This is a genomic window from Mesorhizobium sp. B2-7-3 (assembly GCF_006440715.1).
Lineage (GTDB): Bacteria > Pseudomonadota > Alphaproteobacteria > Rhizobiales > Rhizobiaceae > Mesorhizobium > Mesorhizobium australicum.
On sequence record NZ_VFTY01000001.1, the window covers coordinates 664,622 to 688,622 of the forward strand.

Consider the following 24,001-nt stretch of genomic DNA (forward strand, 5'->3'; position numbering starts at 1 on the left):
GATGACGGCGACGCCAATCGACAATGGCTTCAAGGGATCGGCGGCACGCAATGCGGCGGCGCGGGCGCGGCTGTTGCGCGGCCTGCTGCCCGCGCTATCGCTGGCGCTGGTGTTGCTCGCGATCGCCTGGCTCAATCCGCGCGCCATCAGCTATTTCGGCTTCAGCCTGATGTTGAACCTGGCGATTCCGATCGCGCTGGCGACGATCGCGCAGATGTTCGTCATCGCCGGCAACGAGCTTGATCTCTCGATCGGCACCTTTGTCGGTTTTGTCGGTTGCGTCACCGCGACCTGGCTTAAGGATGCGCCGCTCATCGGCATCCTCATTCTCGCCGGATCGATCGGCATTTATGCGCTGCTCGGCGCGCTGATCCATCTGCGCAACCTGCCCTCCATCGTGGTGACGCTCGGCATGAGCTTCGTCTGGCAGGGCCTCGCCATTCTCGTCCTGCCAAAACCGGGCGGCAAGGCGCCGGACTGGCTGCTGGCGATCATGTCGTTCAAGCCGCCTTTCATTCCGTTTCCGATCATCGCCGCGCTGCTGATCGCGGCCGTCGTGCATTTCGGCCTGATGCGTACCTCCTACGGGGTGATCCTGCGCGGCTCGGGCGGCAATCCCGCGGCGCTCAAGCGCGCCGGCTGGTCGCTGCTCAAGACCAAGATCGTGCTGTTTGCGCTGGCCGGCCTGTTCGGCGTTCTGTCGGGCATGGCGCTGATCGGCATCACCACCTCGGCCGATGCCAATATCGGCAATGGTTACACGCTGCTGGCCATCGCCGGCGTCATCCTCGGCGGCGGCGAGTTCGTCGGCGGCCGGGTCTCGCCGATCGGCGCCGTCATCGGCGCGCTGACGCTGGCGCTGGCCGCCTCGCCGCTGCTCACCTTCATGCACATTCCGCCCGACTGGCAGGTGGCCGCCAACGGCGCCATCCTGATCATCGTGCTTGCGGCGCGGGTGCTGATCAGCCGCAGGGAAAGGTGAGCGATGGCTTCGCTGAAAACCCTGCTCACAAAACCCTGGATCTGGTCGTTTGTCGGTGCGCTGCTGGTGTGGTTGGCGACGATCGCCTTCACCGGGGGCTATGGCGGCGGCGGCATGGTCACGGCGGCATTGTCGCTTGCCGTGTTCACCGTCATCGTCGGCGTCGGCCAGATGTTCGTCATTACGCTTGGACCTGGCAATGTCGACCTGTCGCTGCCGGCCAATATCGGCCTCGCCAGCGCGGTCGCCATGAAGGTGATGGGCGGCAGCGATGCCATGATCCTGGTCGGATTGCTGGCGGCGCTCGCCTGTGGCGCCGCGATCGGGACCATCAACTATCTCTTGATCTGGGCGCTGCGCATCCCGCCGATCATCGCCACGCTGTCAGCGAGCTTCATCATCCAGTCGGTCGACATCAGCTATGGGCGCGGACTGCAGATCAAGCCGCCGCCTGGCTTCGCCGATTTCACCAACTGGCAGGTGCTGGGCGTGCCCGTGCTGGCGATCCTCACCGTGCTGTTCACCATCGGTGCGGCCATCGCCTTACAGCGCATGATCTATGGCCGCTCGGTGCTGGCGATCGGCCAGAACATCCGCGCCGCCTGGCTCGCCGGCGTCAATGTCGGGCGGATCCGTTTTCTCACCTATACGCTGTCGGGCGCGCTCGGCGGCATCGATGGCGCGCTGCTCGCCGGTTATTTCCGCGGCGCCAATGTCGACATCGGCAACGAATACCTGCTCGCTTCGATCGCCGTGGTCGTCATCGGCGGCACGTCGGTGGCGGGCGGCAAGGCGAATGTGCCGGGCGTCTGGGGCGCGGCGCTGTTCCTGGTGCTGCTGCTCACCATGCTCAACACATTCGGCGTCAGCGCCGGGGTGCGTCTCCTGCTGACCGGGCTTATCATCGTAGGGGTGATTACGGCTGCGGGCGGCGAGAAGGCGGTGCGCTGACCGCAACGTCTCCGGCGCGACCGCAGCCTATCCGCCAACCATTGGACCAGCCGGTTCCCATTCGCGGCGTGGCCTTGTAAACCGGTCCCCGATCTCAGTCGGTCTTGGGAGGCCCCCACTTGTCCAGTTCTGTCAGCGTCGCGAACGAGGGTGGCGTCGCCATCGTCACCATCGACAATCCGCCGGTAAACGCGCTGAGTTTCCACGTCCGCGAACCGCTGATGCAGGCTCTGGTCGCTTTGCGCGATGACGCATCGGTCACGGCCATCGTCATCGCTTGCGCCGGCCGGACCTTCGTTGCCGGCGCCGACATCACCGAATTCGGCAAGCCGATGCAGCAGCCGGAATTGCGCGCCATCGTGGCTGTGCTGGAAGCCATCGCCAGGCCAACGGTCGCCGCCATCCACGGTACCGCGCTCGGCGGCGGGCTGGAATTGGCGCTCGGCTGCCATTTCCGCGTTGCCGATCAAGGCGCCAGGCTCGGCCTGCCCGAGGTGAAGCTCGGCATCCTGCCCGGTGGCGGCGGCACGGTGCGGCTGCCACGCCTGGTTGGCGCAGCCAAGGCATTGAAGATGATCGTTTCCGGCACACCGATCGGTGCCGATGAGGCTTACGGCGCCGGCCTGGTGGATGCCGTTTTCGAAGGCGATCTGACCACCCACGCCGTGAATTTCGCCCGCGAAATGGCCCGCAAGGGCGGTCCGTTCCCGCCGGTGCGCGACCGCGACGACGTCCTGAAGGAGACCGACCTTGCCGCCTTCGATGCGGAGGCCGCGGATCTTGCCCGCAAAGCGCGTGGCCTCGAAGCGCCAATCGCCTGTGCGCAGGCGGTGCGCGATGCCGTCACGCTGCCCTTCGACGAGGCGCTGGCGGAGGAGCGGGCGCTGTTCGTCAAGCTTGTCGCCAGCGACCAGTCGCGCGCCCAACGGCACCTGTTTTTCGCCGAACGCGAGGCGGCCAAGCTTCCCGGCAAGGACGCCGTCAAGCGCAGGATCGCCCGCGTCGGCGTCATCGGCGCCGGCACGATGGGCGGCGGCATTGCCATGGCCTTCGCCAATGGCGGCTTTCCCGTCACCTTGCTGGAAACCAGCCAGGAGGCGCTGCGGCGCGGGTTGGCGACGATCGAGAAGAATTACACCGTCTCGGTTGCACGCGGCTCCTTGAGCGAGGATGCCAAGCGGCAGCGGCTCGCCCAGTTCAAAGGCACGATCGACCATGCCGATCTCGCCGATTGCGACCTGATCGTCGAGGCAGCGTTCGAGGACATGGCGGTCAAGAAAGAAATCTTCGGGAAGCTCGACGCAGCGGCGAGGCCGGGCGCCATCCTCGCCACCAACACCTCTTATCTCGACATCGACGAAATCGCCGCCTCGACCTCGCGGCCGCAGGATGTGCTCGGCCTGCATTTCTTCTCGCCGGCCAACGTCATGAAACTGCTGGAGATCGTGCGCGCCGAAAAAACGGCGCCTGATGCGCTGGCGACCGTGATCGACCTTGCGCGCCGGATCGGCAAGGTGGCTGTCGTCGTCGGCGTCTGCCACGGCTTCGTCGGCAACCGTATGCTGGCCGCGCGCGGCTCGGAATCCGAAGCGCTGCTGCTCGAAGGCGCAACCCCCAGCCAGATCGACAAGGCGTTCACCGATTTTGGCTGGCCGATGGGTCCGTTCCAGATGGGCGACCTTGCCGGTCTCGACATCGGCTGGCGTAACCGCAAGGCGCGGGGCCTCACGGCCCCCATCGCCGACACGCTCTGCCAACAGGGGCGTTTCGGCCAGAAAACCGGCCGCGGCTTCTATCTCTACGAGAACGGCTCGCGCACGCCGGTGCCCGATCCAGAGGTCGAGGCGCTGATCCGCGACAAGGCGGCGGAAAAGGGCATCGTGCCGCGCACGATAGACGCCGACGAAATCATCGAGCGCACACTCTATCCCCTGGTCAACGAAGGCGCGAAGATTTTGGAGGAGGGAATCGCGGCCCGTGCGTCCGACATCGATGTCGTCTGGGTCAATGGCTATGGCTTTCCCATCGGCAAGGGCGGCCCGATGTTCTGGGCCGGCCTCGAAGGCGCGGCCAGGATCGTCGGGCGACTCAGGTATTGGCATGAGCGGACGGGCAAGGATGTTTTCAAACCGGCGCCCTTGCTCGAGCGGATGGCCAAAACCGACTCGTGGGAAGCCTGACCCGGGGTAGTCAGCGGCCTGCGGGAATCACCGGATCCGCGCGTCGATGATCTCGACGAAGCGGGCGAAAAGGCCGGCCTGCGACTTGATCTTGAGCTTGCGGTAGATGTTGCGGCGATGGACCTTCACGGTTCCCGGCACGATGCGCATGGCCCTGGCGATCGATTCCGTCGAATGGCCCTGCAGCACCAGGTCGACGACGTGTTTTTCGCGCGGCGTCAGCGACAGGCTTTTCCAGATATGGGCGCGGTCGAACTCGTTGACCTCGGTGATTTCCTCGTCCTGCTTCATCTCGGCCGGCTCGTCGGCGGGAAGAGTTGGCCAGCGCAACCTGGTGAAGCTGATCACCGCCGGCGCCATGTCGCGCAGCAGCCTGGCATCGGCGGTGCCGAACGGACCGGAAGCGCTGAGCCGCATCAGCGACAGCACCAGCGCGTCCTTGCCCGGCAGCGGCACGAAGAAGCCGACTTCCTCGGCCAGCCTGGTCTGGCTGTAATAGGAGCGAAAATATTCGCTGGCGTAGAAACGATCAGGAGCCAGTTCGCGCATGCGCCAGAACCCTTCCTTGCGCTCGACCGCCGCGTGGTGGAAGGGGTCGAGCAGGTAGGGGCCTTCCTGATAGAGCGCGACGAAGACGTGGCTTTCGGCCGGCGTGAAGGTCTCGAACAGCAGTGGCGGGCGCGCGGCACCCCGATAACCGAAGATCACGCAATGGTCGAAGCCGACATGCTGCCGCAGCCAATCGACCATCGCTTGGCCGAAGACATCCCCGCTCGTCTCCCGCGTCGCCGCGACAAGCGTGGCGAGCCGGCGGTATTCGTCGCTGCGGGAAGCGCTCAATCCAATACCCCCTTAAACGGGAAAATAGATCAGATATACCACCTGCGAGGTATATACTAGCTGCCATTAGCTCTGGTAGCGTCTTGAAATCGCATCGTCCTGGAGCCCGCAGCCTTGACCGCAGTGCCCGACATCGAATTTCGCGGCGTCGCCAAGCGCTATGGCGCGGTGACCGCGGTCAGCGGCATCGACCTTGCCGTGCCGCCCTCCGCCTTCGTTGCGCTGCTTGGACCGTCCGGCTGCGGCAAGACCACCTGCCTGCGCATGATCGGCGGGTTCGAACAGCCGAGCGAAGGCCAGGTGTTCATCCGTGGCCAGGACATGGCCGGCACGCCGCCCTACCGACGGCCGGTCAACATGGTGTTCCAGCAATACGCGCTGTTTCCGCATCTCGATGTCGAAGCCAACGTTTCCTACGGGCTGCGCCAGGCAAGGCCACGGCTGTCGTCGCGCGATATCGGCCGGCGGGCTGGCGAAGCGCTCGAAATGGTGCGGCTCGCCGGCTATGGCGGCCGCAAGATCCACGAACTGTCCGGCGGCCAGCAGCAGCGTGTCGCGCTGGCGCGTGCATTGGTCAACAAGCCGGCGGTGCTGCTGCTCGACGAGCCGCTTGCGGCGCTCGACAAGAAGCTGCGCACCGACATGCAGATCGAGCTGCAGAACCTGCAGCGCGAGATCGGCATCACCTTCGTGCTGGTGACCCACGACCAGGAGGAAGCGCTGTCGATGAGCGATTTCGTCTGCGTCATGAATGGCGGGCGCATCGTCCAGCTCGGCCAGCCGAGCGAGATCTATGACGAGCCGGCCGACCTGTTCGTCGCCGATTTCGTCGGCAAGACCAATCTGTTGAGCGGCACCGTCGCCGGGCACACGGGCGACCTGGTGGACGTGGCGCTGGCGGACGGCACTGTGGTCGCGGCGCGCAAGCGAACCGCGCTTCGACAAGGCGAGACCGTCTCGGTCAGTCTGCGTCCCGAATCACTCAGCCTTGGCGCTCCCGAAAGCGGTCCGCTCAAAGGCATCGTCCGCAACCGGATATTCCTCGGCTCGACCGCGGAATACGCGATCGAAGTGCAGGGCATCGGCACTTTGCTCGCCAAGGCCGATCACCTGATCGGCCAAGGCAATCTCTTCAAGCCGGGTGAACCCGTCGCCATCGGCTATGCCATGGGAACGCCGCTGGCGTTTCCGGAAACCAAGAACAACGGGACCAACCAGAGGGTAAACAAACATGTCGAAATCATATCGTGACGGACTGCCGATAAGCCCCGAGAATTTCGTCGACCAGCTGATGCGCCTGAAGCGCGGCTCGATCGGCCGCCGCGACTTCCTTGGCCTCACCGGCCTTGGCATCGCAACGGCGGTGATGGCGCGCGAGATCGGCATCATGCCGACCCCTGCCTTCGCCGCCGAAAGCCTTGGCGACCGCATGTCGATCGCCACCTGGCCGAATTACCATGACCCGCAGACCTTCGAGAACTTCAAAAAGGACACCGGTGTCGCCGTCGAGGTCAACGTGTTCGGCTCCAACGAGGAGATGCTGGCCAAGCTGCAGGCCGGCGCCTCGGGCTGGAGCCTGTTCGTGCCGACCAACTATACGATCTCGACCTACAAGAAGCTCGGCATTATCGAGCCGCTGGAGATGGCGAAGCTCCCGAATTTCGACGGTACGCAGGAAGATCCGCGCTTCACCTCCGAGGGCACGATCGACAAGGTGATCTACGCCGTGCCGAAGAACTGGGGCACCACGGGCTTTGCAGTGAACACCAAGAAGCTGACCAAGCCGATGACGAGCTGGAAGGAGTTCTGGGATACCGCCGTGGCCGAGGGCGATGGCCGCACCATGGTGCACGACTACCAGCTCACCACCATCGGCAACGCGCTGAAATATTACGGCTATTCGTTCAATTCGCTGAAGCAGGACGAGCTCGCCAAGGCAGAGGAACTGCTGCTGAAGGTCAAGCCGCATCTGTTCGCCGTCTCGTCCGACTACCAGCCGGGTATGCGTGCGGGCGACGCGTGGATGACGATGTGCTGGACCAATGACGGCGCGCAACTGCATCGCGACATTCCCGAGATCGCCTATGTGCTGGGCAAGGAAGGCGGCGAGATCTGGACCGATTTTTATGCCATCCCGAAGGACGCGCCCAACAAGCCCGCCGGTTATGCGCTGCTCAACTATCTGATGAACCCGCAGGTCGCAGTGAAGGAGCACCTCGCCAACGGCGCGCCTTCGACGGATGCGCGCGTCAACAAGCTGCTGCCCAAGGAAGTGCTCGACAATCCGATCCTCTATCCGGCGGCGGAGCTGTTGACGCCGCTTGAATTCGGCGCGGCGGCAACGCTGACCGACCCGGGCCGTGCCGAACTGATGGCGCGCTTCAAATCGGCTTGAGACTGGCCTGGATAAAGACAATCGACCGGCGGGCCCATGCCCGCCGGCACCGGGGCGGTTTCGATGCACGGCAACAGATTTCGGCGTAATTTCCTGACCGCCTTGCTGCTCGCGCCGGCGACGGCATGGTTGGTGGTGTTCCTGGTGCTGCCATTCATCGCCATCGCCGTGTTCAGCGTCGGCGAGCGGGCGCCGGAGGGCGGCTACCAGGCAGCCTTCACGCTGGCGCAATATGCCAATCTCCCGGCACGGGCGACCGCGTTCTGGAACACGATGGTGCTGGCGCCAGTGGGCGCGCTCGCCTGCCTGCTTGTCGCCTATCCGGTCGCCTATTACCTCGCCTTGCAGGCGCCGCAGCGCTGGCGGCTGATCCTGCTCGCGCTGGTCGTCATTCCGTTCTGGACCAGCCTTCTGATGCGGACATATGCGTGGATGTACATTCTGGGTGGACGCGGCATCCCGGCGCTGCTCGCCTTTGCCGGCATCGAGGATGTCCGGTTGATCAACACGCCGGGCGCGGTCCTGCTCGGCATCGTCTACGGCTATCTGCCGCTGATGATCCTGCCGATCTATGTCAGCCTCGAACGGCTCGACCGAAGGCTGCTGGAGGCCTCCGCCGATCTCGGCGCGAGGCCGTTGTCGACCTTTTTCGGCGTAACCCTGAAGCTGTCGCTGCCGGGCGTGATGACCGGCTTCTCGCTGGTCATGATCCTGCTGCTCGGCGAATACCTGATCCCGACGCTGCTTGGCGGCGGCAAAGTGTTCTTCATCGGCAACGCGCTGGTCGACCTCTTCCTGCAATCGCGCAACTGGCCGTTCGGGTCGGCCATCGCGATCACGCTGGTGCTGGTCTCGGTGGTGGTGCTGATTGTCGCCAACCGCATTTCGAACCGCGTTGCGGGCGCTCGCCGGGTGGACCTCATCTGATGCGCGCCTTCGTCATCGCCGTCTTTGCGTTCCTCTATCTGCCGATCGTGCTGGTCGTGCTGTTTTCCTTCAACGCCGGCCACCACGCCAGCGAGTTCACCGGTTTCTCGGTGCAGTGGTATGGCAAGGCCCTGTCCAACCCGTTCCTGGTCGAGGCGCTGAAGAACAGCCTGTTCATCGCCAGCACCAGCGCCCTGCTGGCGGCGGTGTTCGGCACCGCGGCGGCACTTGGCCTGGCGCGTGTCGGCGCCAGAACCCGCGCCGTCTTCGACGGCCTGCTTGGCGCGGCGATCGTCGTTCCGGGCGTCGTCATCGGCATCTCGACGCTGGTCGCGCTCGTTCAGCTGTTCGCGGTCGTCAATCCGTTCCTCGCCTCGGTCTGGCCGGGCGACCAGCCGCCGCGCCTGTCGCTCGGCTACGGCTCGATCATCGCCGCGCATGGCCTGTTCTCGATGGCGCTGGTGACGATGATCGTCGGCACGCGGCTTGGCAGCCTCGATCGCAATCTGGTCGAGGCCTCCAGCGATCTATACGCCACGCCGTTGACGACCTTCCGCTCGATCGTCCTGCCGCAGATCATCCCGGCGGTGGTCGCCGGTTTCCTGCTCGCTTTCACCTTCTCCTTCGACGACTTCATCGTCGCCTTCTTCGTCGCCGGCGCGCAGACGACGCTGCCGATCTATGTCTTTGCCTCTATCCGGCGCGGCGTAACGCCGGAGATCAACGCCATCGCGACGATCGTGCTCGTCGCCTCCGTCCTGCTCGTGGTGCTTGCCCAATGGCAGCTGCGCCAGCGCAAGCCGTCAAACTGAAAGCCGCTCCATGATCCTCAAAGACCGCATCGCCGTGGTGACAGGCGCCGGCTCCGGCATCGGACGTGCCGGCGCCATGATCATGGGCAGGGAAGGCGCGGTGGTCGTCATCGCCGACAGGGACGGGACCGCCGGCGAGGCAACGGCCGCGGATATCCGGGCGGCGGGCGGCCGGGCCGAGGCGATCGCGACCGACGTCTCGAACGACAATGCGATCGACCAGCTCATCGTCGGCACGCTCGACAGACATCAGCGCATCGACATCCTGCATAATCATGCCGGCATCCAGGTCGGCGGCACGCTGACCGAGGTCGAGACCGCCGGCATGGACGCATCCTGGCGGGTCAATGTGCGGGCGCAATTCCTCGCGGCGAGGATCGTGATGCCGTCGATGATCGCGCAAGGCGGTGGCGTCATCCTCAACACGGCTTCGAATTCGGGTGTGTTCTACGACCGCGAGATGATCGCCTATGCGACGTCGAAACATGCCGTGGTGGCGATGACCAGACAGATGTCGCTCGACTATGCCCGGCACAATGTGCGCGTCAACGCGCTCTGCCCGGGCTGGGTCGACACCCCATTCAACGAGCCGTTCATCGCCCAGATGGGCGGACGCGAGGCGATCGAAACCTATGTCCGCACCAAGATCCCGATGGGGCGCTGGGCGGTGGCCGAAGAGATCGCCGAGGCGATCCTGTTCCTGGTCTCGGACCGTTCATCCTTCATGACCGGGCAAGCGCTGGTGATCGATGGCGGCGAGAGCATCGGCTGACGCTGCTTTCATCGATCGACCTTTCCCAGTTCAGCCCCGCTTTTTCTGTCGTTTCGCGGGATGCCGGACGGCACAAGACCATGGTCTGGCGGGCATGGGACTTCAGTGCCAAGCCAGGTCAAAGCGGTATATTTCCTTATCTTTTCAAGTGGTTGTTGATCCGACGCAGCGCGCGCTCTCGGATTGAGACCGCATTTGTCTAAAGTTTACCGGGTATGATTAGCGATTTCTCATACGCAGGTGGTTCAGCGGTGGGCGAGTGCGGCGATTCCCGAGGAGATTAGCATGACAAACCGGAAAACACTGTTCGCGGCCGTGGCCGCATTGGCGCTTCTGGCGTCTCCGGCGCTCGCCGGCAATGGGCATGGCAATGGCGGCGGCAATGCTGGAGGCAATGGCGGCGGCAACGGCAATGGCGGCGGCAATGGCGGCACCCATGGGAATGGCAACGGCAACAGCGGTGCTTCGCACGGCAAGTCGTCGGCACCGGGACGGGCAGCCAAGACGGACACGGACACAACGGCCGACGCCACGGTCGATACGAACACAAAGGTCTCGTCCGTGCCCAAGGAGAAGAATATCCACGCCAAGCTTGGCCGGCTGAACTCGCTGCAGCGCAACGTCAACGCCTATATGAACTCCAAGAGCAAGAAGTTCGCCGCCGTTCAGGCATTCGTGACGCAGTCGGCGAAAGCCAAGAACGCGCAGACCGCGGCTGCGGCGGCCGCTGCCACAGCTGCCGCGGCCCAGGCTCAACTGGATACGCTGAATTCGCAGTTGAGCGCACTGACGTCGCTGTCTCAGGCCGAAATCGACGCCATGACAGCCGAACAGCAGGCGGCCCTGCCCGGCCAGATATCGGCTCTGCAGGCTGACATCACTGCCCAGCAGGCGGTGGTCGACGCCGACAATACTGCGGCCGATGAGGCTGCGGCCGCGGCTGCGGCGGCAGCGGTCGGCACCGATGATGCATCGCTCGATGCGGCGCTGACCGACATGGCCAACAAGCCGGTCGACGCCGAGGTCACGGCCTGGGCCCAAGGTGTTCTTGCCGGCAAGATCGACCAGACGGCGGCCAAGCTTCAGGCGGGAACGACGCCGTAGCGGTTCGTCGCTGAAAAGGCCCGTAGTCACCAGAGGAGATGCCGCTGGGCTTGGCCTGGCGGCATCGTTTTCCTCCTGGAGCCGTTCCCGTTCAACGACAACGCAGAACCGCTTCTCGCTTCGACCTGATTGTCGGCGAAAAAAGCCGAGCGCGGCTTGTCGACTGGCTGGTGGCCAACAAGACCGGTGGTGAGCGCATCAGGGCGGGCCTGCCGAGAGGCTTGAAATGCGGCGACAAGACCGGGACCGGCGAGCGCGGCAGTACCAATGATGCCGCCGTCATCTGGCCGGCCTCGGGCAATCCGGTTCTGATGTCGATCTATCTGACCGGCACGAGCAGAGCCTGAACGGCGCGGCTCTGCCGCGCCGCCGGTTTCACACACATCCAGCCGTTCCGGGTCATGCATCAACGTCTTCCGGCTGAAGCAATCGTTGCGCGAGCACCTCAATACACTCGACCATCTCGACAACCGGCGATATGAAATGGGTGCCGATCTGTTCGCATCCCCTGCGCCTCTCCCGCAGCCAGGGACCGCAGGCGGCCAGGCAAGGAGCCGCACTGTTCGGCGTGATCAGCCGGCCGGATTGAAGAGGATGAATTGACGCGTAAAGCCAGCCCGACCATCGCGCTGTTTTCCAAGGCGGGCTCTGGCGCCGCGCTGAACTGCATCGGCATCGCACAGGCCTTGCGCGCCCGGGGCGCCCAGCCTTCATCCGCCATTGCGCGGTGGCCGACACTGTCTATCTCGACGCCTGGTTTCCGCAGCCCTCGGTGGCGGCGAAGTCTGACCTGTTTATCCACCACGGCGGCATTAACAGCTTTTGCGAGGCGCTGCGCTTCGGCGTGCCGTCGCTGATCATGCCCTATTGCTGGGACCGGCACGACAATGCGCAACGAGCCGGAGAGACCGGCGTCGGCGATCATATCGGCCGCGACGGCTGGACCGAAGGGGGATTGAAGAGAGCCATTCTCGGCCTGCTGGCCGATGACGCCATGCGCGCCCGCCTCATGCAGCCAAGATGGCGCTGAAATCCGGAACGGACGTGGCCGCGCAAGCCATTGTCTCCATGATACGGACATGAACGAAATGCTTGATAAGAACACGAATACCGCAACCAACGACCCCAAGGCCTGGCTCACGCAGCACGGCATCACCGAGGTCGAGTGCCTGGTGCCCGACATGAACGGGGTGTTGCGTGGCAAGGCGCTGCCGACCGCCAAATTCCTCAAGGCGTTGGAAGACCGCGCGCTCTATCTGCCGAGCAGCGCCTTCCTGGTCAGCATCGACGGTCGCTATTCCGGCTCTATCGACGAGGGTTTTGCCTATGCGGACCCCGACATGCGCATGGTGCCCGATGTCTCGACGCTGTGCCTGGCGCCGGGTGCGGGGGCGGGCAAGGCCTATGTCTTCGCCGACGCCTTCCACATGGACGGCAGGCCATGGATGGCCTCGCCACGCCATGTACTGCGCGCCGTGCTCGATCTCTACCGCCAGCGCGGCTGGCGCGCGGTGGTGGCGCCGGAACTCGAATTCTACCTGACCGCGCCGAATCCCGATCCGGACAAGCCCCTCACCGCCCCGGTCGGCGCCAATGGCCGCGCCGAGGGTGTGCAGCATCCCTATGACATGGCCGCGCTGGAAGAATTCGAGCCGGTGATCCGGCGCATCTACGACTATTCAGCGGCGGCCGGTCTGCCGCTCGATACGCTGATCCATGAATCGGGCACGGCGCAGCTGGAAATCAACCTGCTGCATGGTGACGCCCTGCCGCTGGCCGACCAGGTGCTTTTGTTCAAGCGGTTTACGCGCCAGGCCGCGCAGCAATGCGGCATGCATGCGACCTTCATGGCCAAGCCGATCGCGGCCCAGGCCGGCAGCTCGATGCATCTGCACATGTCGGTCGTCGACGAGGCCGGCAATGCGCTTTTCGCCAGCGGCGACGATGCCGACACCGGGATGTTCGGCCACTTCATCGGCGGATTGCAGAAATATGTTCCGGAAATCATGCCGCTGTTCGCGCCAAACGTGAACTCTTTCCGCCGCATAAGGCCCAACCACAGCGCACCCGCCAATATCGAGTGGTCGCATGACAACCGCTCCTGCGGCCTGCGTGTGCCGGCGGGGGGACGCGCGGCGCGGCGGGTGGAGAACCGGCTGCCTGGGGCGGATTGCAATCCCTATCTGGCGATCGCCGGGTCGCTGCTTGCCGGCTATCTGGGCGTCGAGCAGAAATTGGCGCGCTCGGCCGAGGCGTCGGGCAATGCCTACAAGATCAGGAGCACGCTGCCTAAGACCATGGAGGAGGCGCTGGATCGTTTCGAGGCTTGTGCCCCGGTGCGAGAGCTGCTCGGCGAGGACTTCTTCCAGACCTATCTGCGCGTCAAGACCGTCGAACTCGACCTGTTCCAAAGCGTGGTGACGAGCTGGGAACGCGACCATCTCTTGCTGAAGGTGTGATCATGGCATCTTCAACGGGTTTCAATTCCGGTCTCGACATCGGCAAATCCTACTACGTCGCCACCGCCAATCCGGCGCCGGACCATCCGGCGCTCGTCGGCGATGCCGAAACCGACCTGGTCGTCGTCGGCGGCGGCTGCACCGGGCTGTCGGCCGCCCTTCACGCCGCCGAACGCGGGCTGAAGGTGGTGCTGCTCGAAGGCGGCAAGATCGGCTGGGGCGCATCGGGCCGAAATGGCGGCCAGATGATCCCCGGCCTGCGCAAGGGCGCCAAGGGCCTGGTCAAGCTCTATGGAGCCGAGCGCGCCAAGGTACTGTTCGATCTCGCTTTCGAGGCGCGCGGCCTGGTGCTCGACATCATCGAGCGCAATGCCATCGAGTGCGATCTCAGGCTGACCGGCCATCTGGTCGGCGCGGTCAACGGATCCGACCTCAGGGATCTGGAAGAAGAGGCCAAGTGCCTCGAAAGCGTGATGAAATTCCGCGATGTCGAGATACTCTCGGCGGCGGCGGCTCGGGCCAAGGTCGACACGCCTTATCATGGCGCCATGTATGAGCCGCTCGGCGGCCACATGCATCCGCTCAACTACACGCTTGGGCTTGCCCGAGCGGCTGTCGCGGCCGGCGTGGTCATCCACGAAAACTCGGTGGCCGTGAAGCTGGAGCGCGAACCCTCGATCCGGGTCTCGACTGCAAAAGGATCGGTGCGGGCCAGACATGTCGTGCTGGCGGGCGACGCGCTGCTCAACGGGCTGGAGCCGCGCGTCAACAGTCGCATCATGCCGGTCGGTAACTACATTGTCGCCACCGAGCCGCTGGAGGGCGCGCGCAACGTCATCCCAGCCAATGTCGCGGTGTCCGATACACGCTTCGTCGTCAACTATTACCGGATGTCCGCCGATGGACGCCTGCTGTTCGGCGGAGGCGAGCGCTACACGCCGTCACCGCCGGCCGACATTGCCGGATTCGTGCGGCCGCACATGGAGAGCACCTTTCCGCAACTCAAGGGCTGCCGCATCGACCATGCCTGGGGCGGGCTGGTGTCGGTAACGACGTCGCGGCTGCCGCATGTCGGGCACTATGGCGAGGTCTATTTCGCGCACGGCTATTCAGGCAAGGGCGTCATCCTGTCGACGCTCTCGGGCAAGCTTTTGGCCGAGGCGATCACCGACGATGCCTCACGGCTCGACCTGTTCTCGACGCTGACACCAATGCCGTTCCCGGGCGGCACGGCGCTGCGCGGGCCGCTCTATGTGCTGGGCATGCTGTGGTACGCGATGCGGGACCGGATCAAGCATTGAGGGCGCTATTTAGACGCTGGCGGGCCAACGCCAGGGAAGCCTAACAGGCCTCTATCAGACGACAAAGAAATCCTCGACACGCTGTCTGGCCTCAAGCAGCGCAGGCAAGATCTCCCGCTCCATATCCGCGACGGAAAACCGTGCCGACTGGGTCGAGACATTGATCGCCGCGACCGTGCGCCCAGCGCGGTCGCGGATCGGCACGGCGATGGAGCGCAGCCCGAGTTCCAGCTCTTCGTCGACGATGGCGAAGCCATCCATTCTGGCTTTGGCAATGGCCTTTGCCAGCAACGGTCTTTCAACAATTGTCTTCGGCGTCCGCCGCTCGACCGTTGCCTTACGGAAGAAGGCGTCCAATTCCGCCGGTGTCAGCCCCGCCAGCAGCATCCGCCCCATCGAGGTGCAATAAGCGGGTAGCCTGGTGCCGACATCGAGCGATACGCTCAGGATCCGCCGGCCAGGAATGCGGGCGACATAGACGACATCTTGGCCCGACAGGATCGCTGCAGAGCAGGCCTCGTTCAGCTGCGCGGCGACCGCGCGCATGATCGGCGCGGCGAAGCTCCACAGCGAGGCGCCGCCGAGCCAGGTGCGGGCAACGGTCAGCAAGCGCGGGGACAGGGAGAATACACGCCCGGATTGCGTCGCATAGCCGGTAGCGGTGAGCGTCAGCAGGAATCGCCGGGCGCCGGCACGGGTCAGGCCGGCTTCTTCGGCCATTTCGGTCAGGGTCATGCCGGAGGGATGGCGGGCCAATATCTCCATCACGCCGAGTCCGCGCTCGAGCGAGCCGACGTGATCACGGGAAACGGTCTCGTCGTCCATCTCATCTCTCGGTCCGGGCGATCTCGCCACGATTGACACCCCGGCTCAACGGAGTTTAGAAAGTATCGCATTCAATACATGTGTTCGCAATACGAACTTTTTGGACTCTGGGAGTCGCCGCGATGGTCAAGTTCCTGCCGCTCAAACAGGCCGTGGCGGAGAACCTGAACGATGGCGACACCGCTGCCTTCGAAGGTTTCACCCACCTGATCCCGACGGCTGCGGCGCATGAGGCGATCCGCCAGGGATATCGCGACCTGACCCTGATCCGCATGACGCCGGACCTGATCTACGACCAGATGATCGGCATGGGCATGGCCCAGAAAATCGTCTTCTCCTATGTCGGCAATCCCGGTGTCGGCCTGCTGCGGCGCGCCCGCGATGCGATCGAGAACGGTTTTCCCCGCTCGATCGCGGTCGAGGAACACAGCCATGCCGGCATGGCCAATGGCTATGAGGCGGGTGCGGCCGGCCTGCCCTGCGCGGTGTTCCGTGGCTATCGCGGCACGGGGCTGGCTGATGTCAATCCGAACATCAAAGCGGTGACCTGTCCGTTCACCGGCGAGATGCTGGCGGCCGTGCCTTCCATCCGGCCCGATGTCACTTTCATCCATGCGCAGAAAGCCGACCGGAAAGGCAATGTGCTGGTCGAAGGCATCATCGGCGTCCAGAAGGAGGCGGTATTGGCGGCGAGGCGCGCGGTGGTGACGGTGGAGGAGGTGGTCGACAGTTTTGACGATCTTCACCCCAATCTGACTGTGCTGCCCCGCTGGACGATCGCGGCGATCTCGGTCGTGCCCGGCGGCTCGCACCCCTCCTATGCCCATGGCTATTATGCGCGCGACAATGCCGCCTATATCGAATGGGACGAGGTCGCGGCCGACCGCGAGAAATTCCGGGCCTGGATGCAGGCAAACGTGATCGAGAAAAGTCCCGACGATTTCGCGGCCCGGTCTCGCATCTGCGGAACGCGGCATGAGCGAGAATCAGCTGGGCTTCACCCCCAACGAGATGATGACGATCGCCGCGAGCCGGGCGCTGAGGAATGACGATGTCTGCTTCGTCGGCATCGGCGCGCCGTCCGCGGCCTGCAACGTCGCGCGGCTGACGCATGCGCCCGACATCACCTTGATCTATGAGAGCGGCACGATCGGTACGGCGCCCGACGTGCTGCCGCTGTCGATCGGCGATGGCGAATTGTGCGAAACCGCCGTCACCACCGTCGCCGTACCGGAGATGTTCCGCTACTGGCTGCAGGGCGGCCGCATTTCCATCGGGTTCCTCGGTGCGGCGCAGCTCGACAAGTTCGGCAACATCAACACCACTGTCATCGGCGACTATTTCCATCCCAAGACCCGACTGCCCGGCGGCGGCGGCGCGCCGGAGATCGCGACGTCGTCGAAGGAGATCTACATCACCATGGCGCAGACCAAGCGCGGCATGGTCGAGAAGATCGACTTTGTCACCTCCTTCGGCCATGGCGAGGGCGGCGATCACCGACAGCGGTTGGGCATCCATACATCCGGCCCGACATTGCTGGTCACCGATCTCGCCCTCTGGAAGCCGGATCCGGTGACCAAGGAATTCACGGTCGTGTCGCTGCATCCGGGCGTCACCCGTCAGCAGGTGCAGGAGCGCTGTGGCTGGGTTGTTAAGTTCGCCGAGGCGCTTGACGAAACACCCGCGCCAAGCGAACTCGAACTGAAGACATTGCGCGACCTGCAGGCCCGCACCAAGGCGGCGCATGAGGGAACCGGAAAAACAAAGGCTGCATAAAATGGCCGAGGCCTATATCTGCGACTACATCCGCACGCCGATCGGCCGCTTCGGCGGTTCGTTGTCTTCGGTTCGGGCCGACGACCTTGCCGCCATCCCGCTGAAGGCTTTGCTTGAGCGGAATCCCGGCATCGACTGGCAGCGGATCGACGACGTCGTCTATGGCTGCGCCAACCAGGCCGGCGAGGACAACCGCAACGTGGCGCGCATGGCCTTGCTGCTAGCTGGGCTGCCGAAGGAGATACCAGGCTCGACGGTCAATCGTCTGTGCGGCTCGGGCATGGACGCGCTGACCATCGCGGCGCGTGCCATCAAGGCCGGCGAGGCGGAACTGATGATCGCGGGTGGTGTCGAATCGATGAGCCGCGCGCCTTTCGTCATGCCCAAGGCCGACACGGCGTTCTCGCGCAATGCCGAGATCTATGACACCACCATCGGCTGGCGCTTCGTCAACCCGCTGATGAAGAAGCAATACGGCGTCGATTCCATGCCGGAGACCGGCGAGAATGTGGCGGAAGACTTCGCTGTTTCCCGCTCGGACCAAGATGCCTTTGCCGTGCGCAGCCAGGACAAGGCGGTCGCGGCCCAAGCCAATAGCCGGCTGGCGAAGGAGATCACCCCGGTGACCATCCCACAGCGCAAGGGAGATGCGGTCACTATCAGCAAGGACGAACATCCTCGCGCCGGCACAACCGTCGAGGCGCTGGCCAAATTGCCGACGCCGTTCCGGCAAGGTGGCACGGTGACGGCCGGCAATGCGTCTGGTGTCAATGACGGCGCTGCGGCGCTCATTGTTGCCTCGGAAGCGGCGGTGAAGACATGCGGGCTGACGCCGATCGCCCGTATTCTGGGTGGGGCCGCCGCCGGGGTCGCGCCGCGCATCATGGGCATCGGTCCGGCGCCGGCGACGCAGAAACTTTGTGCGCGGCTTGGCCTGACGCCGCAACAATTCGATGTCATCGAACTCAACGAAGCCTTTGCCTCGCAAGGCATCGCCGTGCTGCGCCAACTCGGCATTGCCGAGGATGCGCCGCATGTGAACCCGAATGGCGGCGCCATCGCACTTGGCCATCCCCTGGGCATGTCGGGCGCGCGCATCTCCGGCACGGCGGGGCTGGAGCTGCGCGAGCGCGGCGGCCGCTATGCGCTGGCCACCATGTGCATCGGCGTCGGCCAGGGCATTGCCATCGCGCTCGAACGGGCCTGAGCAATCGCTCTTCCTGGCAGGCCAGGAGAGTGGATATGCTCGATCCTGCCAAATTTGACCATGTGGACAAAAGTCCGGACCCGTTCCATAGTTCCCCGTCTGATTTCAGGAACGGCCGGCTCGACACGGCTGTCAAACAGAGGGGCACTTCAATGGAAGACCGGAAGAACAGATCTCATTCGATGCGCGAAGGGCTGTCGCGACGCAACGTGCTGGAGCTGGGCGCGCTTGGCCTGGCCGCGACGATGCTGCCGGGTGCGGCCTTCGCGGCGGGCAAAAAACTGAAGGTGGCGGCGATCTTCGCCACGCCGATCGAGGAACCCTGGGACAACCAGATCCACGTCGCCCTGCAGAAGGCCGAGAAGGAACTGGGCATAGAATATAAATGGTCGGAGAAGGTCCAGACCGCCGACTTCAGCCGCGTCATGCGCGAATATGCGCAGGGCGGCTACCAGCTGGTGCTGGGTGATGCCTTCGCCGCCGAGCGTGAATCGCGCCGCACGGCCAAGCAGTTCCCCAAGACAGCCTGGCTGTTCGGCTCCGGCGCCGGGCCGGCCGAGCCGAATTTCGGCGTGTTCGACAACTGGATCCACGAGCCCGCCTATCTCTCCGGCATGATCGCCGGCAAGATGTCGAAATCGGGCACGGTCGGCGCGGTGGCGGCGATGGGCATTCCGGAAGTGAACCGGCTGGTCAACGCCTTCTTCGCCGGCGCCAAGGAGGTCAACCCGAACGTCAAGAAGAAGGTCGCCTTCATCGGCTCCTTTTTCGATCCGCCGAAGGCCAAGGAAGCCGCGGTGGCGCAGATCGATGCCGGCGTCGATGTCATCTATGCCGAACGCTTCGGCGTCATCGAGGCGGCGGTGGAAAAGAAGATCTTCGCCATCTCCAACATGTCCGACCAGTCGAGCCTCGGCCCCGACACCGTCATCACCGGTCCGGTCTGGGACATGTACCCGACGGTCGAGCAGGCGATCAAGCTGGTCAAGGCTGGGGTCTACACCGCGCAGGACTATGGCGATTTCTCGCGCATGGCCAAGGGCGGCTCGTATCTGGCGCCCTTCCACAAGTTCGACAAGACTTTGCCCGCCGAGGTCAAGGATCTGGTCGAGAAGAAGAAGGCCGAGATCCTGGAAGGCAATTTCCGCGTCGACGTCGACGAGAACACGCCGGTTTCGGATTGACGCCATGATTGAGGGGCTGGCGCGTGGCGCCCCCCTCTGGCCTGCCGGCCATCTCCCCCTCAAGGGGGGAGATCAGATGTCACTTCGGCTTTCGCCAATCGCCGACCTTAACATAAGCGAAGTCGGCGAAGCTGCCAATCTCCCCACTTGAGGGGGAGATGTCCGGCAGGACAGAGGGGGGTACAGCGCCGCCCTCCGCAGCTAAGGCCGGATCGGAAAAATCAGGAGCATTCTTGTCCGCCCCTCTCATCGAAATGCGCGGCATCACCAAGACCTTCGGCGCCGTCAAGGCAAACGAGGCTGTGGATCTCAGCGTGGCGCCGGGCGAAATCCTCGGGCTGCTCGGCGAGAACGGCGCCGGCAAGACGACATTGATGAACGTGCTGTTCGGGGCCTACGCGCCGGATGCCGGTGAGATCCTGATCCAGGGCCAGCCAGTCAGGATCACCAGCTCGGCCGATGCGCTCGCCGCCGGCATCGGCATGGTGCATCAGCATTTTCATCTGGCACCACGGCTCACCGTGCTGGAAAATCTGCTCATTGGTATTCCGGGCAAATCGGGACGGATCGACCGCAGCGGCGGGCTGGCGCGGCATGCTGAAATCAGCAGCCGGCACGGGCTGACGCTCGATCCCAATCTGCCGGTCTCGGCGCTGTCGGTCGGCGAGCAGCAGCGGCTGGAGATCGTCAAGGCGTTGTTTCGCGGTGCCAAGCTCTTGATCCTTGACGAGCCGACGGCGGTGCTGGCACCGAGCGAGGTCGACGGACTGTTTTCGGCCCTGCGCTCGATGGCGGCGCAAGGCCTGGGCATCATCTTCATCTCGCACAAGCTCAACGAGGTGCGGGCGCTGACGCATCGCTGCACCGTGCTGAGGCACGGCCGCGTCGCGGGCCGCGTCGACGACCCCGCCAACACGACGTCGGCTGCAATGGCTGAACTGATGTGCGGCCATGAGATCGTGCCGCCAGCAAGGGGATCGTCGACGCCCGGCGCCGATGTGCTGACGCTCGACGGTATTTCAACCTCGAAGCATTCCGGCACGGCGTTGCGCGACGTGTCGCTTGCGGTTCGTGCAGGCGAAATCCTCGGCATCGCCGGCGTCTCCGGCAATGGCCAGCGGGCGCTGGCGGAGATTATCTCGGGCACGCGCGCGCCCGACAGCGGTCAAATGACGATAGCCGGCAAACAGGTCGTGCAATTCTCGCCGCGCGAAGTGCAGGCACTCGGCCTTGGCCGCATCCCGGAAGACCGCATGACGACGGGGCTGGTTACCAATTTGCCGCTCGCCGATTCGATGGTGCTGCCGCGCATCGGCACTTCAGCCTTCTCCGCGAAGGGCTTGCTGAAGCCGGATGCGATCCGCGCTTTCGCCGAGGAACAGATCAAGGCCTACGACATCAGATGTCCCGGGCCGATGACGCGCGCCGGCGCGCTGTCCGGTGGCAATCTGCAGAAGGCGCTTCTGGCGCGCGAGCTTGCTTTCGATCCGAAGGTGCTGATCGTCTCACAACCGACACGTGGCCTCGACATCGGTGCGGCGCGCTTCATCCATGAAAAATTCCTCGACATGCGCGCCAAGGGCTGCGGCATCATCGTCATCGGCGAGGATCTGGAGGAACTGCTGGTGCTGTGCGACCGCATCGCGGTGATGTATGAGGGCCGCATCGTCGGCACGCTGGACAGTGCCGATGCGACCGTCGCCCGGCTCGGCCTGCTGATGACCGGCGCGGAGGGCCACTGATGTTCCGCCTCGAAGTCCGCACGTCCACGCCCGCCTGGTTCAACCTCGCGCTGCCTTTGCTGGCGATTGTCGCCACGCTCATCCTGTGCAGCGGCCTGATCGCGCTGGCCGGGGCCGGGGTGTTCGAATCCTACGGCGTGATGTTCACGGCCTCGCTTGGCGACAGCTACGCCGTCACCGAAACGCTGGTCCGCGCCGCCCCGATGATCTTTACCGGGCTGGCGGTGGCGGTCGCCTTCCGCGCAAAGTTCTGGAACATCGGCGCGGAAGGGCAATTGCTGGCCGGCGCGGTGGCGAGCTGTTTCGTTGGTACGATCCCGATGCCCGGACCGCTTGCCATGCTTTTCATGGCGCTGGCGGGGGCGGCCGCGGGCGCGGCGGTCGCGCTGGTGCCTGCGACGCTGCGGGTAAAGTTCAAGGTCGACGATGTCGTGAGCTCCTTGCTGCTCAACTCGGTCATCTATTATGCCCTGATGGCACTGATCGAGGGACCGTGGAAGGACAGCTTCAGCGGCTATCCGATCTCGCCGCCGATCGAGGATTCGGCGAACTTTCCGGTGCTGATCGAAGGCACGCGGCTGCATCTCGGTGTCGTCGCGGCGCTGATCGCGGCCCCGTTGATCTGGTTCCTGATCGTGCGCACGACGCTGGGCTTCCGGATCAGGGTCACCGGCGAAAACCCGGAAGCGGCACGCTATGGCGGCATCCATGTCGAGCGCGTGCTGCTGTCGACGGCGCTGCTGTCGGGCGCGTTGGCGGGGCTGGCCGGCGTCGGCGAGGTCGGCGGCGTGCATTTCCAGGTGATGAGCGATATTTCGCCGGGCTACGGCTATTCCGGCATAGTCGTCGCCATGCTGGCGCGGCTCAACCCGCTCGGCGTCGTGCCGGCGGCGATCTTCCTTGCAGCCGTGATGACCGGCGCCGAGGCGATGTCGCGGGCGACCGGCGTGCCGGCCTTCCTCAGCGACGTCATCCAGGGCACGGCGCTGCTCGCCATGCTGGTGGCGCTGCTGTTCACGGCCTATCGCATCCGCCGCGTCGGAGCCGTCGGATGAGCGCGGTGTTCGAGCAGATTTTTCAGGTCGGCTTTCTCGCCGCCATCATCCGCATCGCCACGCCGCTGGCCTTTGCCACGCTCGGGGAGATGTTCTCCGAACGGGCCGGCGTGCTCAATCTCGGCATCGAAGGCATCATGCTGCTTTGCGCCATGACCGGCTTCACCGCCACCAGCCTCAGTGGAAGCCTGTGGCTGGGTGTCCTGGTGGCGGTGCTGACCGGCATGCTGATGGGCGCGCTGCATGCGCTGTTCACGGTGGTTCTCGGCCTCAGCCAGCATGTCTGCGGTATCGGCGTCACCCTGTTCTCGTCGGGGCTGGCCTATTTCCTCTACCGGCTGATCTTCGGCCAGCAATCGGTGCCGCCGAGCATCAAGGGTTTTCAGACGCTGCCGATCCCGGTTCTCTCGGACATTCCCGTGCTGGGTCCTGCGGTGTTCGACCAGTTCGCGCTGGTCTACATGGCCATCCTGGCCATTCCTCTGGCGGGCTTCATCCTTTACCGCACCCCGTGGGGGCTGTCGGTGCGCATGGTCGGCGAGAACCCGCGCGCCGCGGACTCCGCCGGCGTCAGCGTCATCGCCACGCGCTTTCAGGCCGTCATTCTCGGTGGCGCCCTGATGGGGCTCGCTGGTGCTTTCCTGTCGATGGCGCAGTTCAACGCCTTCACCTTCGGCGTCGTTTCCGGGCGCGGCTGGGTGGCGATCGCACTGGTCGTCTTCGGCCGTTGGGATCCCTGGCGCTCGGCAGGGGCCGCGCTGCTGTTCGCCTTCGTCGATGCCTTGCAATTGCGCATGCAGGCGAGTGGGCTTGGACACATCCCCTACGAGGCGTTCCTGATGCTGCCGTTCATCTTCACCATCGTCGCCATGGCCGTCATGTCGCGCAACGCTGTGGCGCCATCGGCGCTGCTCAGGCCGTTTCGAAGGGAAGAGCGTTAGACGAGTAGGATTTGGTGTCCTTCCTATCCCTCCGGAGGGGAGAGGAAGGGCGTCAAGCTGTCCCGGAATGAAGAAGCTGGACCTTGGGACGCCTCACATCGATACCCCCGCGCTCTTCCGATCGATTGCCTGGAACCCATGCTCACAGCAACTTCACACCAATTTTTGGCGGTCAACGAGAAAATAATTCTGTCAGTTGCCCAAAAATAGCAATCGACAAAGTCTACAAGTTTTATAGATTAAGCGGCGAGACGGAGGTCGACATGTCCTATTTCCAGAACGCCCAGACCGACAGCAACGGCCAGCGAGTGGCCAATGCCCAGGGCTTTCGCCCGGCCTATGCCGGCGCTTTCGCCTATCTCGTCTTTGCCCTTGCGTTCGTGTTCACCGGGGCAGTCGTGCTGGGCCTTATTCCCTAAGGCGCGGGATCGACAGGGGCTGCTGCCCCACAGCTTTCAGGCAATCGGAGTTGAATGAGCCGGATCCCGGGGCGTTTTCGCGCGCCTGAGGATTCCCATTTCACAGCATCAGTGATTCCAGTGATGGAG

23 protein-coding genes are annotated in these 24,001 nt (G+C 64.4%); 21 read left to right on the forward strand and 2 right to left on the reverse strand.

Features of this window, described 5'->3' with window-relative positions:
* Position 1: 1 nt before the first annotated feature.
* The 3 genes from FJW04_RS03395 to FJW04_RS03405 all read left to right on the forward strand — a co-directional run bounded on the left by FJW04_RS03395 (position 2) and on the right by FJW04_RS03405 (position 4,113).
* Positions 2-982 carry an ABC transporter permease gene (locus FJW04_RS03395; RefSeq protein ID WP_015315083.1) on the forward strand — a complete coding sequence of 327 codons (981 nt, stop codon included), beginning with the start codon at positions 2-4 and terminating at the stop codon, positions 980-982.
* Between the two features lie 3 nt (positions 983-985).
* Positions 986-1,933, forward strand: a complete 948-nt coding sequence (locus tag FJW04_RS03400; RefSeq protein ID WP_015315084.1) for an ABC transporter permease — start codon at positions 986-988, stop codon at positions 1,931-1,933.
* 119 nt (positions 1,934-2,052) lie between these two features.
* Positions 2,053-4,113: a 3-hydroxyacyl-CoA dehydrogenase NAD-binding domain-containing protein gene (locus FJW04_RS03405; RefSeq protein WP_140712315.1), complete on the forward strand. Its 2,061-nt coding sequence runs from the start codon at positions 2,053-2,055 to the stop codon at positions 4,111-4,113.
* A gap of 27 nt (positions 4,114-4,140) precedes the next feature.
* On the opposite strand, the gene FJW04_RS03410 is transcribed toward FJW04_RS03405, so the two are convergent.
* A complete protein-coding gene (locus tag FJW04_RS03410; RefSeq protein ID WP_140712317.1) occupies positions 4,141-4,953 on the reverse strand; it encodes a LuxR C-terminal-related transcriptional regulator in 813 nt (270 codons plus the stop codon).
* A gap of 114 nt (positions 4,954-5,067) precedes the next feature.
* Here FJW04_RS03410 and FJW04_RS03415 point away from each other — a divergent pair, with 114 nt between their 5' ends.
* The 10 genes from FJW04_RS03415 (at position 5,068) to FJW04_RS03460 (ending at position 14,723) form a co-directional block, all read left to right on the forward strand.
* Complete coding sequence (locus FJW04_RS03415; RefSeq protein ID WP_015315087.1) at positions 5,068-6,204, forward strand: ABC transporter ATP-binding protein; 1,137 nt, start codon at positions 5,068-5,070, stop codon at positions 6,202-6,204.
* Positions 6,185-7,348, forward strand: coding sequence for a spermidine/putrescine ABC transporter substrate-binding protein (locus tag FJW04_RS03420; RefSeq protein ID WP_140712319.1), 1,164 nt, complete (start codon positions 6,185-6,187; stop codon positions 7,346-7,348). The genes FJW04_RS03415 and FJW04_RS03420 overlap by 20 nt, the downstream gene beginning before the upstream one ends.
* 63 nt (positions 7,349-7,411) lie before the next feature.
* Positions 7,412-8,275 carry an ABC transporter permease gene (locus tag FJW04_RS03425; RefSeq protein ID WP_140712321.1) on the forward strand — a complete coding sequence of 288 codons (864 nt, stop codon included), beginning with the start codon at positions 7,412-7,414 and terminating at the stop codon, positions 8,273-8,275.
* The gene (locus tag FJW04_RS03430; protein WP_140712323.1) at positions 8,275-9,087 is read left to right on the forward strand and encodes an ABC transporter permease; all 813 of its coding nucleotides are present in this window, start codon (positions 8,275-8,277) and stop codon (positions 9,085-9,087) included. Before FJW04_RS03425 ends, FJW04_RS03430 begins: the two co-directional genes overlap by 1 nt.
* 10 nt (positions 9,088-9,097) lie before the next feature.
* Positions 9,098-9,859, forward strand: a complete 762-nt coding sequence (locus FJW04_RS03435; RefSeq protein ID WP_140660489.1) for a glucose 1-dehydrogenase — start codon at positions 9,098-9,100, stop codon at positions 9,857-9,859.
* Positions 9,860-10,144: 285 nt separating this feature from the next.
* Entirely contained in the window at positions 10,145-10,963 is an 819-nt protein-coding gene (locus tag FJW04_RS03440; RefSeq protein WP_015315092.1) for a hypothetical protein, read from the forward strand.
* Between the two features lie 170 nt (positions 10,964-11,133).
* Positions 11,134-11,310, forward strand: a complete 177-nt coding sequence (locus tag FJW04_RS30205; protein WP_246673697.1) for a serine hydrolase — start codon at positions 11,134-11,136, stop codon at positions 11,308-11,310.
* A 380-nt stretch (positions 11,311-11,690) separates the two neighbouring features.
* Positions 11,691-11,993, forward strand: a complete 303-nt coding sequence (locus FJW04_RS03450) for a nucleotide disphospho-sugar-binding domain-containing protein (RefSeq protein WP_246673699.1) — start codon at positions 11,691-11,693, stop codon at positions 11,991-11,993.
* 58 nt (positions 11,994-12,051) lie between these two features.
* Positions 12,052-13,422, forward strand: a complete 1,371-nt coding sequence (locus FJW04_RS03455) for a glutamine synthetase family protein (RefSeq protein WP_140712499.1) — start codon at positions 12,052-12,054, stop codon at positions 13,420-13,422.
* Positions 13,423-13,424: 2 nt separating this feature from the next.
* The gene (locus FJW04_RS03460; RefSeq protein ID WP_181172860.1) at positions 13,425-14,723 is read left to right on the forward strand and encodes an FAD-binding oxidoreductase; all 1,299 of its coding nucleotides are present in this window, start codon (positions 13,425-13,427) and stop codon (positions 14,721-14,723) included.
* Positions 14,724-14,777: 54 nt separating this feature from the next.
* Here the strand turns inward: FJW04_RS03460 and FJW04_RS03465 are convergent, their stop codons facing one another.
* Positions 14,778-15,548, reverse strand: coding sequence for an IclR family transcriptional regulator C-terminal domain-containing protein (locus FJW04_RS03465; protein ID WP_140712327.1), 771 nt, complete (start codon positions 15,546-15,548; stop codon positions 14,778-14,780).
* Positions 15,549-15,670: 122 nt separating this feature from the next.
* Here FJW04_RS03465 and FJW04_RS03470 point away from each other — a divergent pair, with 122 nt between their 5' ends.
* The 8 genes from FJW04_RS03470 (at position 15,671) to FJW04_RS03510 (ending at position 23,872) form a co-directional block, all read left to right on the forward strand.
* Positions 15,671-16,597: a CoA transferase subunit A gene (locus tag FJW04_RS03470; protein WP_246673702.1), complete on the forward strand. Its 927-nt coding sequence runs from the start codon at positions 15,671-15,673 to the stop codon at positions 16,595-16,597.
* Positions 16,524-17,324, forward strand: coding sequence for a CoA-transferase subunit beta (locus tag FJW04_RS03475; RefSeq protein WP_140712329.1), 801 nt, complete (start codon positions 16,524-16,526; stop codon positions 17,322-17,324). Before FJW04_RS03470 ends, FJW04_RS03475 begins: the two co-directional genes overlap by 74 nt.
* 1 nt (position 17,325) lies before the next feature.
* The gene (pcaF, locus tag FJW04_RS03480; protein ID WP_140712331.1) at positions 17,326-18,531 is read left to right on the forward strand and encodes a 3-oxoadipyl-CoA thiolase; all 1,206 of its coding nucleotides are present in this window, start codon (positions 17,326-17,328) and stop codon (positions 18,529-18,531) included.
* Between the two features lie 152 nt (positions 18,532-18,683).
* The gene (locus FJW04_RS03485) at positions 18,684-19,715 is read left to right on the forward strand and encodes a BMP family protein (protein ID WP_140662476.1); all 1,032 of its coding nucleotides are present in this window, start codon (positions 18,684-18,686) and stop codon (positions 19,713-19,715) included.
* A 233-nt stretch (positions 19,716-19,948) separates the two neighbouring features.
* On the forward strand, positions 19,949-21,457 hold the full coding sequence (locus FJW04_RS03495) for an ABC transporter ATP-binding protein (RefSeq protein WP_140712335.1): 1,509 nt from the start codon (positions 19,949-19,951) through the stop codon (positions 21,455-21,457).
* The gene (locus FJW04_RS03500) at positions 21,457-22,512 is read left to right on the forward strand and encodes an ABC transporter permease (protein ID WP_140712337.1); all 1,056 of its coding nucleotides are present in this window, start codon (positions 21,457-21,459) and stop codon (positions 22,510-22,512) included. The genes FJW04_RS03495 and FJW04_RS03500 overlap by 1 nt, the downstream gene beginning before the upstream one ends.
* Positions 22,509-23,453: an ABC transporter permease gene (locus tag FJW04_RS03505; RefSeq protein ID WP_140712339.1), complete on the forward strand. Its 945-nt coding sequence runs from the start codon at positions 22,509-22,511 to the stop codon at positions 23,451-23,453. Before FJW04_RS03500 ends, FJW04_RS03505 begins: the two co-directional genes overlap by 4 nt.
* 263 nt (positions 23,454-23,716) lie before the next feature.
* The gene (locus FJW04_RS03510) at positions 23,717-23,872 is read left to right on the forward strand and encodes a hypothetical protein (RefSeq protein ID WP_015315103.1); all 156 of its coding nucleotides are present in this window, start codon (positions 23,717-23,719) and stop codon (positions 23,870-23,872) included.
* Positions 23,873-24,001 lie beyond the last annotated feature (129 nt).